The sequence below is a fragment of the uncultured Sphingomonas sp. genome (assembly GCF_937871615.1).
Taxonomy (GTDB): domain Bacteria; phylum Pseudomonadota; class Alphaproteobacteria; order Sphingomonadales; family Sphingomonadaceae; genus Sphingomonas.
Genome location: NZ_CALMPA010000064.1, coordinates 1 through 14,738, shown reverse-complemented (window position 1 = coordinate 14,738; position 14,738 = coordinate 1). Strand labels below are relative to the sequence as shown.

Sequence of the window (14,738 nt, the reverse complement as noted above, 5' to 3'; positions counted from 1 at the left end):
CTATAGGGCGGTGATGACTCTTTGGACCTCCGCCGAGATCGCGGCCGCCACCAGCGGCGACGCGTCCGCCGATTTTTCGATCTCCGGTGTCGCGTTCGACAGCCGGGAGATCGGCGCGGGCGATTTGTTCGTCGCGATGAAGGGCGCGGAAACCGACGGCCACCGCTTTCTCGATAACGCCTTCGCGCGGGGCGCGGCGGGTGCGCTGGTATCGGAAGATACCGCGCACCCTTGTGTTCGCGTCGCGGACACGTTCGCCGCGCTTGAGGACATGGCGCGCGCCAGCCGTGCGCGGATGGCGGGCGTCGTGATCGGCGTTACCGGATCGGTCGGCAAGACCTCCACCAAGGAGGCGCTGTTCGCGGCGCTCGACCGTGGCGCCCGTGGCGCGGCGCATCGCTCGGTCAAAAGCTATAACAATCATACAGGCGTGCCGCTGAGCCTCGCGCGGATGCCGCGGGAAACGCGCTTCGGCGTGTTCGAGATGGGGATGAACCATCCGGGCGAGCTGGCGCATCTTACCACCCTCGTCCGCCCGCATATCGCGATGGTCACCGCGATCGCGCCGGCTCATACGGAATTCTTCGCGGACGAAAGCGCGATCGCGGACGCCAAGGGCGAGATTTTTCGCGGGCTGGAGCCGGGGGGCACCGCGATCGTGCCATATGATAGCCCGCATCGCGATCGGCTGATCGCCGCCGCCCGCCCATATGCCGCGCGGATCGTCACCTTCGGGCTGGATAGGGGCGCGGACGTGCATCCGATCGAGACGATGCGGCTTTCGACCGGCACGTTCGTCACCGCGAAGGTGGGGGAGCGGGAACTGAGCTTCACTATCGCGCAGCCGGGGCAGCATTGGGTGTCGAACGCGCTGGCGGTGATCGCCGCGGTCGATGTGGCTGGGGGTGATCTGGGGCTTGCCGGCCTCGCGCTGGGTGAACTGGGCGGCCTCGCGGGGCGCGGGGAGCGCTTCACCGCGACGATCCGAGGCGGCGAGGCGCTGGTGATCGACGAAAGCTATAACGCCAATCCGGCGTCGATGGCGGCGACGCTCGAAGTGCTCGGGCATGAGCCGGGGCGCCATGTCGCGGTGCTCGGTGAAATGCGCGAGCTGGGCGAGGCGAGCGACGCCTATCACGCCGGGCTGGCGGAGCCGTTGCTCGCCGCGCGCGTCGAGACGGCGCTGCTGGTCGGCGAAAGGATGGCGCCGCTCGCTCGGGCTCTTGAGGGGCGCGTCGATTTCGTTCATGTGCCTGATGCCGCAACCGCGCTTGATCGCCTGATGCAAGTGATCGCGCCGGGTGACGCGGTGCTCGTGAAGGGATCGAACGGAGTCGGGTTGTCGCGGGTTGTCGCGGCGCTGGCCGGGGGCGTTGCATAGTGTTGTATCTGATCGCAGAGAGCCTCGGCTTCCCGAGTGTCCTCAATCTCATCCGCTATCTCTCCTTCCGCACCGGCGGCGCGATCGCGACCGCGCTGTTCATCGGTCTCATCATCGGGCCGAAGTTCATCGGCTGGCTGCGTGTGCGCCAGGGCAAGGGCCAGCCGATCCGTGCGGATGGGCCGCAGACCCATCTCGCCAAGCGCGGCACGCCCACGATGGGCGGGCTGATGATCCTGACGAGCCTCAGTCTCGCGATCCTGATCTGGATGGATCTCAGGAATCCGTTCGTCTGGGCCAGCCTGTTCGTCACGCTCGGCTTCGGCGCGATCGGCTTCATGGACGATTACGACAAGGTGACCAAGGCGACGACGGCGGGCATCCCCGGTCGCGTCCGCCTGCTGCTGGAGTTCATTATCGCCGGGGTCGCGGCATGGATCATCAGTCAGGAGAATGGCACCGCGCTGTATCTGCCGTTCACCAACCGCTATTATCTCGATCTCGGCTATCTCTACCCGTTGTTCGCCGCGTTCACGATCGTGTCGTTCGGCAATGCGGTGAACCTCACCGACGGGCTGGACGGGTTGGCCACCATGCCGGTGATTATCGCGGCGGTTGCGTTCATGATTATCGTCTATCTCGTCGGGAACGTGAAGTTCGCGGACTATCTCGGGCTGCCGCATGTGCCGCGCGCGGGCGATCTGGCGATCTTCTGCGGGGCGATGATCGGGGCGGGGCTGGCGTTCCTGTGGTATAACGCGCCCCCGGCGGCGGTGTTCATGGGCGATACCGGCAGCCTCGCGCTCGGCGGGGCGCTCGGCACGATCGCGGTGATCGCGCATCACGAGATCGTGCTGGGGATCATCGGCGGCCTGTTCGTGGTCGAGGCCCTCTCCGTCATCATCCAGGTCGCGGTGTACAAGCGCACCGGCAAGCGCGTGTTCCGCATGGCGCCGATCCACCACCATTTCGAACAGCTCGGCTGGAGCGAGCCGACCGTGGTGATCCGTTTCTGGATCATCGCGCTGGTGCTGGCGCTCGCTGGCCTCTCGACGCTGAAGCTAAGGTGATCGTCTCCTCCCTCTGGCGCGGCAAGCGTTATGCGGTGCTGGGGCTGGCGCGGACCGGCGCGGCGACCGTGCGCGCGCTTGTCGCCGGCGGCGCGCAGGTGGTGGCCTGGGACACCGATCCGGCGCGACGCGAGGCGCTGGCCGGCGAGGCGGTTGAATTCGCCGATCTCGACGCGATCGACCTCGCCGGGTTCGATGCGCTCGTCGTGTCGCCGGGGGTGCCGATCAACACGCATCCGCTGGCCGCCAGGGCGCGGGCCGCGCGGGTGCCGATCACCGGGGATATCGAGCTGTTCGCCGATGCGCGCGCCGAACTGCCGCCGCATCGCGTGGTCGGCATCACCGGCACCAACGGCAAGTCGACCACCACCGCGCTGGTCACCCATATCCTTCAGGCGGCTGGGGTGCCGGCGCTGATGGGTGGCAATATCGGCCTGCCGATCCTCGGACAGGAGCCGCTACCGGCCGGAGGCGTCTATGTGCTGGAATTGTCGAGCTATCAGATTGACCTGACGCAGACGCTCGATTGCGATGTCGCGGTGCTGCTCAACATCACGCCGGATCACCTTGATCGCTATGACGGGTTCGACGGCTATGTCGCCGCCAAGGCGCGGCTTTTCGCGATGCAGTCCCCACGCCACGAGGCGGTGATCGGGATCGGGGACGGTGCCTCCGCGGGGATCGCGCGCTCCTTGTCCGCGCGCGGCGAACACGTCACCAGGATCGCGCCCGGCGCGTGCCTCGATCAGGCCGGTTGGCCAAGCCTGCAAGGGCCGCATAACGCGCATAACGCGCTTGCGGCGATCGCCGTCGCCAAGGCGCTGGGGGTGAAGGAAAAGAATATCGATCGCGGGTTGCAGAGCTTTGCCGGCCTGCCGCACCGCATGGAAAAGGTGCGCGACCTCGATGGCGTCGCTTATGTCGATGACAGCAAGGCGACCAATCCCGAAAGCACCGCGCCCGCGCTGGGCGCTTTCCCGCGGGTTCACTGGATCGTCGGCGGGCGCGCCAAGGGCGATGATCTCGATGCGTGCCGACCGTATTTCGATCATGTCGTGCGTGCTTATACGATTGGGGAGGCTGGCCCGCGCTTCGCCACGATCCTGCGCGATCTGATGCCGGTGGAGGAAGCGGGAACGCTCGCCGCCGCCGTCGCGAACGCAGCGCGCGAGGCCCGGCCCGGAGACACGGTGTTGCTTTCGCCGGCTGCTGCATCCTTCGATCAGTTTCGCGATTACGAGCATCGGGCGCAGGCGTTTCGCGACGCGGTGGAGGCGTTGGCATGAGCGAGGAGCAGGTGGAGATCGTCACCGATGCGAGCCTTCGCGCGCGGCTGAAGGGCCGGGGCGGGCGCGGTGATCGCTCGCCGCTTGGCACATGGTTCTGGGATACCGATCGCGTGCTGCTGTTGCTCACGCTCGCGCTGATCGCGATCGGCCTGCTCGCGGTCGCCGCCGCCAGTCCGGCGAGCGCGGTGCGTTATTCGGGCGAGCATGTGAAATTCCCGCCGCTCTATTATTTCTGGCGGCAGGTGATGTGGGTGGCGGTGTCGCTGCCGGTGTTGTTCATCACCTCGATGCTGCCGGTGAACACCGCGCGGCGGCTCGCGGTGGTGGGATGCTGCGTCTTCGCGGCGCTGCTGGCGATCACTCCGCTGGTCGGTGTTTCGGTGAATGGCGCGCGGCGCTGGATCGGCTTTGGCCTGGCGCAATTCCAGCCGTCCGAATTCCTCAAGCCCTGCTTCATCGTCACCGTCGCGTGGCTGCTTTCGCTGCGCGCGCGCGACGAATCGTTGCCGGTCACCGCCATCACCTTCGTCATGACCGGGATGGTCGCGGCGATGCTGATGCTCCAGCCGGATCTTGGGCAGACGATCATCTTTTGCGCGGTCTGGCTCGCGTTGCTGATGATCGCGGGCACGCCGATGCGCACCATCGCCGCCTTCGTCGCGATGGCGCCGGCGGCGCTCGTCGCCGCTTATATGTTTTACGGGACGGCGCGGACCCGCATTGACGCTTTCCTGTTTCCCGATGCCGAAGGGGCGGGGGCGAGCGACCATTTCCAGACCAACGCCGCGCATGCCACGCTGACGGCGGGCGGCTGGACCGGCACCGGCCCCGGCGGCGGTCGGGTGAAATTCGGGCTTCCCGAAGCGCACACCGACTATATCTTCTCCGTCATCGGCGAGGAGTTCGGCCTGATCGCGTGCATGGTGATCGCGGTGATGTTTCTCGCGATCGTCGTGCGCGTTTTCGTCAAGCTGCTCGACGAACAGGATAATTTCAAACTGCTCGCGGCCGGCGGGCTTGCCACCCAGTTCGGCGCGCAGGCGCTGGTCTCGATGGCGGTCAATACCGGCCTCGCACCTTCCAAAGGCATGACCTTGCCGTTTATCAGCTATGGTGGCTCGTCGATGATCGCGCTGTCGATCGGGATGGGCCTGTTGCTCACCTTCACGCGCCGCAATCCGTTCCTGTTGCGCAGCCCCTATGTCACGCGCTGGGGCGCGCTATGACGCGGGCGCGGCATTTCGTTCTCGCCGCGGGTGGGACGGGCGGGCATATGGTCCCCGCCGCCGCGCTGGCGGAGGAACTGATCCGGCGCGGGCATCGTGTCGCATTGGTGTCGGACGAGCGCGGCGTGCGCTTTCCCGGCCTGTTCGAGGGCGTGCAGACGCATGTGCTGCCCGCCGGGCGGCTCAGCGGTGGCCCGGTCGGCTGGGTCAGGGCGGCGCGCGAGATGTGGCGCGGCCGGGCAATGGCGCGTGAACTCTATCGAACCTTCACCCCGGCGGCGGTGATCGGTTTCGGTGGCTATCCCGCTTTTCCGGCGCTGGCGGCGGCCTTCGCGGAGAAAATCCCCACCGCGATCCATGAGCAGAACGCCGTGCTGGGGCGCGTCAACCGGCTGGTCGCGCGGCGCGTCGATGCGATCGCCACTTCCTACGCCGAGACGGAGCGGCTTAAGCCCGCCTATCAGATGAAGGCGCATTGCGTCGGCAATCCGGTGCGCGATAGCGTGCTGGCGCTGCGGGCCAGGCCCTATCCGCTGCTGGAGGAGGACGGCATCTTCCGCGTGCTCGTCACCGGCGGATCGCAGGGCGCCAGCGTGCTGAGCAAGGTGGTGCCCGATGGTCTCGCCATGCTGCCGGTCGCGTTTCGTCGGCGGTTGCAGGTGACGCATCAGGCGCGGGTCGAGGATATCGACGCGGCGCGTGCCAAATATGCCGAACTCGATATCGCGGCCGACCTTGCAACCTATCTGCCCGATCTGCCCGAGCATCTCGGCTGGGCGCATGTCGTGATCGCGCGCGCCGGCGCCTCGACGCTGGCGGAACTGACGGTGGCGGGGCGCCCGGCGATCCTCGTGCCGCTGCCGATCGCGACCGACGACCATCAGACCGTGAACGCGCGCGAAATCACCCGCGCGGGCGGCGCGCGGACGATCCCGCAGAGCCAGTTCACCCCTTCGGAACTCGCCAAACAGATGCAGAAGCTCGGCCTCGATCCCGAGGCGCTGGAAAATGCCGCCGGTCGCGCGCGCGGCTGCGGCAAGCCCAATGCGGCGCGCGATCTCGCCGATCTCGTCGAAAGTCTCGATGCGCCGCTCGCCGCGCTGCCGGTCGGCCCGGTTGTCCACAAGGAGTCGTTCGCATGAAGGGCGTGCCCACCAATATCGGCACGATCCATTTCGTCGGCATCGGCGGTATCGGCATGTCGGGCATCGCGGAGGTGATGAACAACCTCGGCTATAAGGTGCAGGGGTCGGACGTCGCCGAGGGCTATGTGATCGAAGGGTTGCGCGCGCGCGGCATTTCCGTGGCGATTGGGCACAAGGCGGAAAATCTTGGCGAGGCGGCGGTGGTTGTGACCTCCACCGCGATCAAGCGCGGCAACCCGGAGGTGGAAGCCGCGCTGGAGCGCCGTATCCCTGTGGTTCGGCGGGCGGAAATGCTGGCGGAACTGATGCGCCTGAAATCCACCGTCGCGGTGGCGGGGACGCATGGCAAGACCACCACCACCTCGATGGTCGCCGCGCTGCTCGATGCCGGTGGGGTGGATCCGACCGTGATTAACGGTGGGATTATCAATAGTTACGGCAGCAACGCCCGGCTCGGCGGCAGCGACTGGATGGTGGTTGAGGCCGATGAGAGCGACGGGAGTTTCCTGCGGCTCGACGGCACGATCGCGGTGGTCACGAATATCGATCCCGAACATCTCGATCATTACGGTGACTTTGAACGCGCCAAAGAAGCCTATGTCGAGTTCGTGGAGAATGTTCCCTTCTACGGAGCGGCACTGTTGTGCCTCGACCACCCGGAGGTGCAGGCGCTGATCCCGCGCGTGCGGGACCGGCGCATCGTGACCTACGGCTTCGCGGCTTCCGCCGACGTGCGCGGGGTGAACGTCTCCCCCTATCCCGGCGGCAACCGTTTCGAGGCGATCATCCGCGAACGCGACGGCACGACGCGCTCGATCGAGCAGATCGACCTGCCGATGCCGGGCCGCCACAATGTGCAAAACGCGCTCGCCGCGATCGGCGTCGCGCTGGAACTGGGCATCGACGACGCGACGATCCAGAAAGGTTTCGAGAAGTTCGGCGGGGTGAAGCGGCGCTTCACCAAGGTGGGCGAGGTCGCGGCGGAAGGCGGCGTCGCCACGATCATCGACGATTACGGCCATCACCCGGTGGAGATACGCGCGGTGCTGTCCGCCGCGCGGGAAAGCGCTGAAGGGCGGGTGATCGCGGTCGTCCAGCCGCACCGTTATTCGCGGCTCGGCAATCTGATGGATGATTTCCAGAGCGCGTTCAACGATGCCGACATGGTTTATGTCGCCCCGGTCTATGCCGCGGGCGAAGCGCCGATCGAGGGCGTGGATGCGGATGCGCTGGTCGAAGGGCTGAAGCGGCGCGGGCATCGCGCGGCGGCGGTGATCGCGGATGCGGACGCGCTGGCGCAGACGCTCGCGGGCGTCGTGCGCGGGGGCGATCAGGTCGTCTGCCTCGGCGCGGGTGACATCACCAAATGGGCCGCCGGGCTGGCTTCGGCGATCGAGGCGCGGCGGTGAGCCGGACGTTCTTTCCGTTCGCCTTGAGCCTGTTGAAGGGCTGCGCTTTTCTTCAGGAAGAAGGGCAGGGCTTCGACAAGCTCAGCCCGAACGGTTGTGGAGGACGACTCAGCCTGAACGGGCTTGGCGGGCGACTCGGCGCGAACGGGTTTGGGGAGCGACCCGGCCCGAACGGGCTTGGGGATCGACCCGGCCTGAACGGGTTTGAGGGGCGACGCGGCGCGAACGGTTTTTGGGGGCGGCTCAGTCCGAACGGAAGTGAGGCAAGGCCCAGCCCGAACGGATGCGGGGCGCGACGATGAGCGCCACGCGCACCATGCCCGAGGTCGCCGGTCGCCTGACGCCGGATGCACCGCTCGCGCCGCTCGTCTGGTTCAAGGCGGGCGGTGCGGCGCAATGGCTGTTCGAGCCGAAGGATGCGGACGATCTGGCGCAATTCATGGCGCGGCTCGATCCCGCCGTGCCGGTGATGGCGCTGGGGCTGGGATCGAACCTGATCGTGCGCGATGGTGGGGTGGCGGGCGTGGTGGTGCGGCTGGGCAAGCCGTTCGCCAGCGTTCGTGCGCTCGACGCGACGACGCTGAAATGCGGCGGCGGGGCGAGCGGCATCCTGGTTTCCTCCACCGCGCGCGACGCGGGCATCGCGGGAGTGGAATTCCTGCGCTCGATCCCCGGCACGGTCGGCGGGTTCGTGCGGATGAACGGCGGCGCTTATGGCCGCGAGACGGCGGACGTGCTGGTGGAATGCGAGGTGGTGTCGCGTTCAGGCGAGCGCCGCGTGCTGGCGGCGGCGGAGCTTGGCTATAGCTATCGCCACTCGGCGCTTCCCGAAGGCGCGGTGGTGGTGAGCGCGACGTTTCGCGGCGAGCCCGGTGAGCCGATCGAGATTCAGGCGGAAATGGATCGCATCGCCGCATCGCGCGAGGCATCGCAGCCGCTGCGCTCCAGAACCGGCGGCTCGACGTTCAAGAACCCGCCGGGCGAGAAAGCGTGGGCGCTGGTGGATGCCGCCGGGTGTCGCGGGCTTCGCAATGGCGACGCGCAGGTGAGCGAGAAGCACACCAATTTCCTGCTCAACCTCGGCCACGCCACCAGCGCGCAGATCGAGGGGCTGGGCGAGGAGGTGCGCGCGCGGGTGAAGGCGCATAGCGGCGTGACGCTCGAATGGGAAATCCAGCGCGTGGGGGTGGCGTCATGAGCCTTCGCGTCGGCTCCGCCTGTGACAAGGGAGGGCAGGGCTTCGACAAGCTCGGCCCGAACGGGATTTGTATTGGCGTTGGTGGCCCCACTACCGTTCGCCCTGAGATTGTAGAAGGGCAGCCCTTCTTCTCCTTCGCATCCGTATCACCAGGAGTATCGCGTGTCTGATCGTCGTCCCCTTCACATCGTCGTGCTGATGGGCGGCTGGTCTGCGGAGCGCGAGGTGTCGCTGTCGTCGGGCGCGGGGATCGCCGATGCGCTGGAGTCGCTCGGGCACCGCGTGACGCGGATCGACATGGGGCGTGATGTCGCCGCGCGACTGAGCGAGGCGAAGCCCGATGTGGTGTTCAACGCGCTGCACGGCACGCCGGGGGAAGACGGATCGGTGCAGGGGCTGATGGACCTGCTCGGGCTGACCTATACCCATTCCGGGCTCGCCACCTCCGTGATCGCGATCGACAAGGTGCTGACCAAGAACCAGCTCGTGCCGCATGGCATCCCGATGCCGGGCGGGCGGATCGTGAAATCGGTGGAATTGTTCGCGGGCGATCCGCTGGCGCGGCCCTATGTGCTGAAGCCCGTCAACGAGGGATCGTCGGTCGGCATCGCGATCGTCACCGAAAACGGCAATTACGGTTCGCCGATCGGGCGCGACGTGAAGGGGCCGTGGCAGGAATTCGCCGAGTTACTCGCCGAACCCTATGTGCGCGGTCGCGAACTGACCACCGCGGTGCTGGGCGGTGTCGATGGCCCGCGCGCGCTGGGCGTGACGGAGCTTCGCCCCAAGAGCGGCTTTTACGATTACGACGCCAAATATACCGACGGGATGACCGAGCATCTCTTTCCCGCGCCGGTGCCGGATGAGATCGCGCAGGCGTGCATGTCGATCGCGGTGGAGGCGCATCGCCTGCTTGGCTGCAAGGGATGCAGCCGCGCCGATTTCCGCTGGGACGATGAGCGCGGCGTGGACGGGCTGTTCCTGCTCGAAGTGAATACCCAGCCCGGCATGACGCCGCTCAGCCTCGTGCCCGAACAGGCGCGGCACACCGGGATGAGCTACGCGCAACTCGTGCAGGCGATCGTCGACGAGGCGCTGCGGGAGAAATCGTTGCGGGAGGGCGGCGCATGAGCCGCCAGCCGGTCCGTCGCTCCCCGCCGCGCCGTCCGGGTGCGCCGAAGCGCCGCCGGGCCTCGTTCGGCGATCGTCTGATCGCGAAGCTGCCGGTCAGCCACGATACGCTGCGTCGCGCGGTGACGTGGATCTTCCTTGGCGTCGGCGGCGCGGTGGCGGTGGCGGGGGCGACATGGTTCGGCGTGCCGGGGATGATCGGTGACGCGGTGGCCGAGGGCGCCGGGCGCGCCGGCCTGCGCGTCGAACAGGTCGATATCACCGGGCTGAAGCGGATGGATCGCGAAACGGTCTATGCCATCGCGCTGGAAAACCAGCCGGCGGCGCGACCGATGCTGGCGGTGGACCTTCAGGCGGTGCGCAAGCGGCTGCTCGCTTACGGCTGGATCGCGGATGCCTATGTCTCCCGGCGATTCCCCGATCGGCTGCTGATCCATATCGTCGAGCGCGAGCCGGCGGCGATCTGGCAGAATGAAGGGCAGCTCACGCTGATCGACGCCGACGGCACGTTGCTCGATCCGGTCGATCCCGCGCATATGCCGCCGGGCCTGCCGCTGGTGATCGGGCCGGGCGCCGCGCAGCAGGAGGCGGGCTATCAGAAGCTGCTTGCCGCCGCGCCGGCGCTGCGCCCGCGCGTCAGGGCGGCGACATGGGTGGGCAACCGGCGCTGGGACTTGACGTTCGACAGCGGCGAGACTCTGCTGCTGCCGCAGGATGGCGCGGCGCAGGCGCTGGTGAAGTTCGCCGAGATGGAGGGCGCCCGCCCGCTGCTCGGCAAGGGATGGATTCGCTTCGACATGCGCGATCCGACCAAATTGGTCGCGCGCAAGCCGGGGCCGGAAAGCGATCGCGGCGGCGCCGGCCAGGGGGAGAATGGCGGCACCACCAGCGAGATGCGCGTCGCGCACGTCGGCGAGGTCTGATGAAGGGGGAAGGGTGGCATGGCTAAGGCAGCACCGGAAGGCCTGATTACCGCGCTGGATATCGGCACCTCCAAGGTGTCGGCGATGATCGCGCAAAAGGGCGATGGCGGCGAACTGATCGTGCTCGGCACCGGCCAGCGCGAATCGAAGGGCGTGAAGCGCGGCTATATCGCCGACATGGCCGCGACCGAGGTGGCGGTGCGCGAGGCGGTGGAGCAGGCGGAGCGGATCGCGGGGATCAATATCGAGAACGTCTGGGCGGGCTTTTCCGCCGGGGGCCTCGTGTCCGATGAGGCGTTCATCGAATCCGAGCTGAACGGGCACCGCATCGAGCAGGCCGATATCGACGCCTTGTTGCAGGAAGGACGCCAGTCGATCGACCCGCAGGGGCGGATGGTGCTCCATGCGCAGCCGGCGCTCTACACGATCGACGGGCTGGAAGGCGTGAAGAAGCCGCTCGGGCTCCATGCCGATCGGCTGGGCGTGCACATCCATGTCATCGCGGCGGATGGCTCGCCGGTGCGCAACCTCGATCTGTGCGTGCGATCCGCGCATCTGGAGGTGAAGTCGATCATCGCCTCGCCGGTCGCGACCGGCTTTGCCTGTCTGTCGGGCGAGGAGCGCGATCTGGGCGTCGCGCTGGTGGAGATCGGGGCGGGGATCACCAACGTCTCGCTGTTCGCGGGCGAGATGCTGGTCGGGCTGAAGTCGATCCCGATCGGCTCCGCCGACATCACCGACGACATCGCATCCGCCTTCGGCACGACGCGCGGGCAGGCGGAGCGGATGAAATGCTTCCACGGCTCCGCCAACGCCTCCCCGCGCGACAATCACGAGATGATTACGATCCGCACCCCCGCGCGCGAGGAGGATGGCGACGCGCTGCAGATCACCAAGGCGGCGCTGATCGCGGTGATCCGCACGCGGCTGGAGCAACTGGTGGGCGAGGTGCAGGCCGCGCTCAAGGAGCTGAAGTTCGAAGGGCCGATCAACCGCCAGGTGGTGTTGACCGGCGGCGGCGCGGAGCTGAAGGGCATCGCCGATTACGCGCAGCAGGTGCTGGGCCGCTCCGTGCGAGTCGGGCGGCCGCGCGGGCTGACCGGATTGCCCGAGGCGCATTCCGGGCCGGGCTTCGCCACGCTCGCGGGCCTGGCCTTTTTCGCGGCGAACGATCCGATCGATCTGCGCGGGCTGGCGCCCCAGCAACAGCAGCAGGTTTACCGGCCGAAGGGGATCAGGGCGCTCAAGCGCCTCCTCCAGACGGTGAAGGCCAATTATTGAGGCTGCACGATGGTTTTCGGCTGGCACGGCCGGGCGCTATGTTGCAGGAAGGTTAATTGATACGTCCGGCGAGGGGAACACCCGGACAGGCGGAGTAAGTACGCGATGGGAATCGAATTCATCACCCCGGAATCGGATGAGCTGACCCCGCGCATCGCGGTGATCGGCGTTGGTGGGGCGGGCGGCAACGCGATCGCCAACATGATGCGCGCCGAGGTGCAGGGGGTCGATTTCCTCGTCGCCAACACCGACGCGCAGGCGCTGAAGCAATCCAACGCGCCGGAAAAGATCCAGCTTGGCGCGAAGATCACGCAGGGCCTGGGCGCGGGCAGCCGGCCCGAGATCGGCCGCGCCGCCGCCGAGGAAACGATCGAGGACATGTCGAAGCGACTCGAGGGGGCGCACATGTGCTTCATCGCCGCCGGCATGGGCGGGGGCACCGGCACCGGCGCGGCCCCGGTGATCGCCAAGGCGGCGCGCGACATGGGCATCCTGACGGTGGGCGTGGTTACCAAGCCGTTCGCGTTCGAGGGCAACCGCCGCTCCAAATCCGCCGAAAGCGGGATCGAGGAACTCCAGAAGTACGTCGATACGCTGATCGTCATCCCCAACCAGAATCTGTTCCTGATCGCCAACGCCAACACCACCTTCAAACAGGCCTTTGAAATGGCCGACGAGGTGCTGCAGCAGGGCGTGCGCGGGATCACCGATCTGATGGTGATGCCCGGCCTCATCAACCTCGATTTCGCCGATGTCCGCTCGGTGATGCAGGAAATGGGCAAGGCGATGATGGGCACGGGCGAAGCCGAGGGCGACGACCGCGCGCTCGTCGCCGCGCAAAAGGCGATCGCCAACCCGCTGCTCGACGGCGTGTCGATGCAGGGCGCCAAGGGCGTCATCATCTCGATCACCGGCGGCGAGGATATGCGCCTGCTTGAGGTGGACGAGGCGGCGAACCACATTCGCGAACTGGTCGATCCCGATGCCAACATCATCTGGGGATCGGCGTTCAACCCGGAACTGGAAGGCAAGATTCGCGTCTCGGTCGTCGCCACCGGCATCGAAGCCGAAGCCCGCACCGAGGCGCCCGCGCCGGAGCCGGCACGCGCGTTCAGCTTCTCCGCGCCGCGCCGCGCGGAGCCGGCGGCGCCCGCGCCCGAGCCAGTTGCCGAGCAGCCCGCCGTTGCCCCGGCGACCGCGCACGAACAGCCGGAAATCGAGCTGACCGAGGTTGTGGCGCAGCCCGAAAGCGCCGCGCAGCCCGCCGACGAGGAACTGCTGCTGGGCAGCGAGACGATCGTGCCCGAGGCCGCGCCGGCGCCCGCCGCCGAACAGCCCGCGCCGAAGGTGTTCGAGGATGATGCGCCGCCCGCCGCGCCGCGCCGCCGCTGGCTCTCGTCCGGCACCGATGCCGGCGAGGAAACGGCCCCGGCGCCGCGCGTCAAGCTTGGAGGCACATTGTTCGAGCGGATGCAGAACGCCTCGCGCGGGGCGGCGCGCCCTGACGACGGCGAGGACAAGGATTCGCTGGATATCCCGCGTTTCCTGCACCGCCAGAACAATCAGTAAGCGCGCGCGTGCCGGTGCGGCATTCCCGTGCCGGCCACGCGATGACCGCCGGGCCGGTGGGCGGATCGCCGCAGGCCCGGCGCGGCATCGGGCGATATTGATGGCATTCGCCGCTTCCCGCCCCCGGATCGGCGCGCGCGGGTTTCTGTGCCGTAGGGGCGATGCCATAGCGACACTCGACGATTGCGCGCGGCGCGGCCATCGCTGGCGGCGCTTTGGCGCGCGCGCCAGGCAAACCGGCATTCCGCCGTATCAGATGAGACATTTTTCGACGCGATGATGCGCACGATTTCCCCCGCTTTCCTGTTGCTGGCCTCAGTCGCCGCAATTTCAGCGCCGTCCGCGGCGCAAATGGTGCAACCGCTGCCGCAGCCGGGTTCGGATGCCGATCAGCTTGCCGCCGCGATGCGCACGCTGGGGGCCAGCCCGCGCGATCTCAACGCGCTGATCGGCGCGGGCGAATTGTCGCTGAAGCTCGGCGATCCGAGCGCGGCGGCGGCGCTGTTCAAGCGTGCCGAGGATGTCGATCCGATGAACGGCCGCGTGAAGGCGGGCATGGCGCGCATCCTGGTGCAGCAGGAGCGGCCCGGCGAGGCGCTGCGCTATTTCGATCAGGCAGCGGGTTATGGCCTCGATCCGCGCAGCTTCGCGGGCGATCGCGGGCTGGCTTACGATCTGATCGGCGAACAGGAGCGGGCACAGCGCGATTATCGCCTCGCGCTCAAGGCCGGGCAGCAGGATGAGGTGCAGCGGCGCTATGCGCTGTCGCTCGCCATTTCCGGGCAGCAGGATGAGGCGCTGAAGCAGATCGAGCCGCTGTTGCGCAACGGCGATCGCGGCGCATGGCGCGCGCGCGCCTTCATTCTGGCGCTGGGCGGCGACGTGTCGGGCGCGGAGAAGATCGCGACGAAGATGATGCCGTCCGGGCTGGCCGGTGGGCTGGCGGGCTTCTTCCAGCGATTGCCGACGCTGGCGCCGGTGGACAAGGCGTTCGCGGTGCATTTCGGCGAAGTGCGGGCGAGCGCGGCGCGGCTCGCGGATGCGCGGCTGACCCCCTCTCTGCCGCCGCTGGGGCCGGAGACGAGCGCGCCGGTGCGCGTCGCCGTCGCCGCGACG

At 67.8% G+C, this 14,738-nt stretch carries 12 protein-coding genes; all 12 read left to right on the top strand.

Annotated features, from left to right (window positions below; genetic code table 11):
- Positions 1-13 precede the first annotated feature (13 nt).
- The gene (gene murF, locus Q0316_RS17460) at positions 14-1,381 is read left to right on the top strand and encodes a UDP-N-acetylmuramoyl-tripeptide--D-alanyl-D-alanine ligase (protein ID WP_298674627.1); all 1,368 of its coding nucleotides are present in this window, start codon (positions 14-16) and stop codon (positions 1,379-1,381) included.
- Complete coding sequence (gene mraY / locus Q0316_RS17455; protein ID WP_298674625.1) at positions 1,381-2,451, top strand: phospho-N-acetylmuramoyl-pentapeptide-transferase; 1,071 nt, start codon at positions 1,381-1,383, stop codon at positions 2,449-2,451. The genes murF and mraY overlap by 1 nt, the downstream gene beginning before the upstream one ends.
- Entirely contained in the window at positions 2,448-3,737 is a 1,290-nt protein-coding gene (gene murD / locus Q0316_RS17450; RefSeq protein WP_298674623.1) for a UDP-N-acetylmuramoyl-L-alanine--D-glutamate ligase, read from the top strand. Before mraY ends, murD begins: the two co-directional genes overlap by 4 nt.
- Complete coding sequence (locus tag Q0316_RS17445) at positions 3,734-4,966, top strand: putative peptidoglycan glycosyltransferase FtsW (RefSeq protein WP_298674621.1); 1,233 nt, start codon at positions 3,734-3,736, stop codon at positions 4,964-4,966. Before murD ends, Q0316_RS17445 begins: the two co-directional genes overlap by 4 nt.
- Positions 4,963-6,108 carry an undecaprenyldiphospho-muramoylpentapeptide beta-N-acetylglucosaminyltransferase gene (murG, locus tag Q0316_RS17440; RefSeq protein WP_298674619.1) on the top strand — a complete coding sequence of 382 codons (1,146 nt, stop codon included), beginning with the start codon at positions 4,963-4,965 and terminating at the stop codon, positions 6,106-6,108. Before Q0316_RS17445 ends, murG begins: the two co-directional genes overlap by 4 nt.
- Positions 6,105-7,520, top strand: coding sequence for a UDP-N-acetylmuramate--L-alanine ligase (gene murC, locus Q0316_RS17435; RefSeq protein ID WP_298674617.1), 1,416 nt, complete (start codon positions 6,105-6,107; stop codon positions 7,518-7,520). Before murG ends, murC begins: the two co-directional genes overlap by 4 nt.
- Before the next feature lie 298 nt (positions 7,521-7,818).
- Entirely contained in the window at positions 7,819-8,718 is a 900-nt protein-coding gene (gene murB / locus Q0316_RS17430; RefSeq protein ID WP_298674616.1) for a UDP-N-acetylmuramate dehydrogenase, read from the top strand.
- Positions 8,719-8,880: 162 nt separating this feature from the next.
- Positions 8,881-9,849, top strand: a complete 969-nt coding sequence (locus tag Q0316_RS17425; RefSeq protein WP_298674614.1) for a D-alanine--D-alanine ligase — start codon at positions 8,881-8,883, stop codon at positions 9,847-9,849.
- Positions 9,846-10,772: a cell division protein FtsQ/DivIB gene (locus Q0316_RS17420; RefSeq protein WP_298674612.1), complete on the top strand. Its 927-nt coding sequence runs from the start codon at positions 9,846-9,848 to the stop codon at positions 10,770-10,772. Before Q0316_RS17425 ends, Q0316_RS17420 begins: the two co-directional genes overlap by 4 nt.
- Positions 10,773-10,790: 18 nt before the next feature.
- The gene (gene ftsA, locus Q0316_RS17415; protein ID WP_298674609.1) at positions 10,791-12,053 is read left to right on the top strand and encodes a cell division protein FtsA; all 1,263 of its coding nucleotides are present in this window, start codon (positions 10,791-10,793) and stop codon (positions 12,051-12,053) included.
- Between the two features lie 105 nt (positions 12,054-12,158).
- Positions 12,159-13,622: a cell division protein FtsZ gene (ftsZ, locus tag Q0316_RS17410; RefSeq protein WP_298674607.1), complete on the top strand. Its 1,464-nt coding sequence runs from the start codon at positions 12,159-12,161 to the stop codon at positions 13,620-13,622.
- 351 nt (positions 13,623-13,973) lie between these two features.
- On the top strand, positions 13,974-14,738 hold a 765-nt coding region (locus Q0316_RS17405), incomplete at its 3' end, for a tetratricopeptide repeat protein (RefSeq protein WP_298674605.1).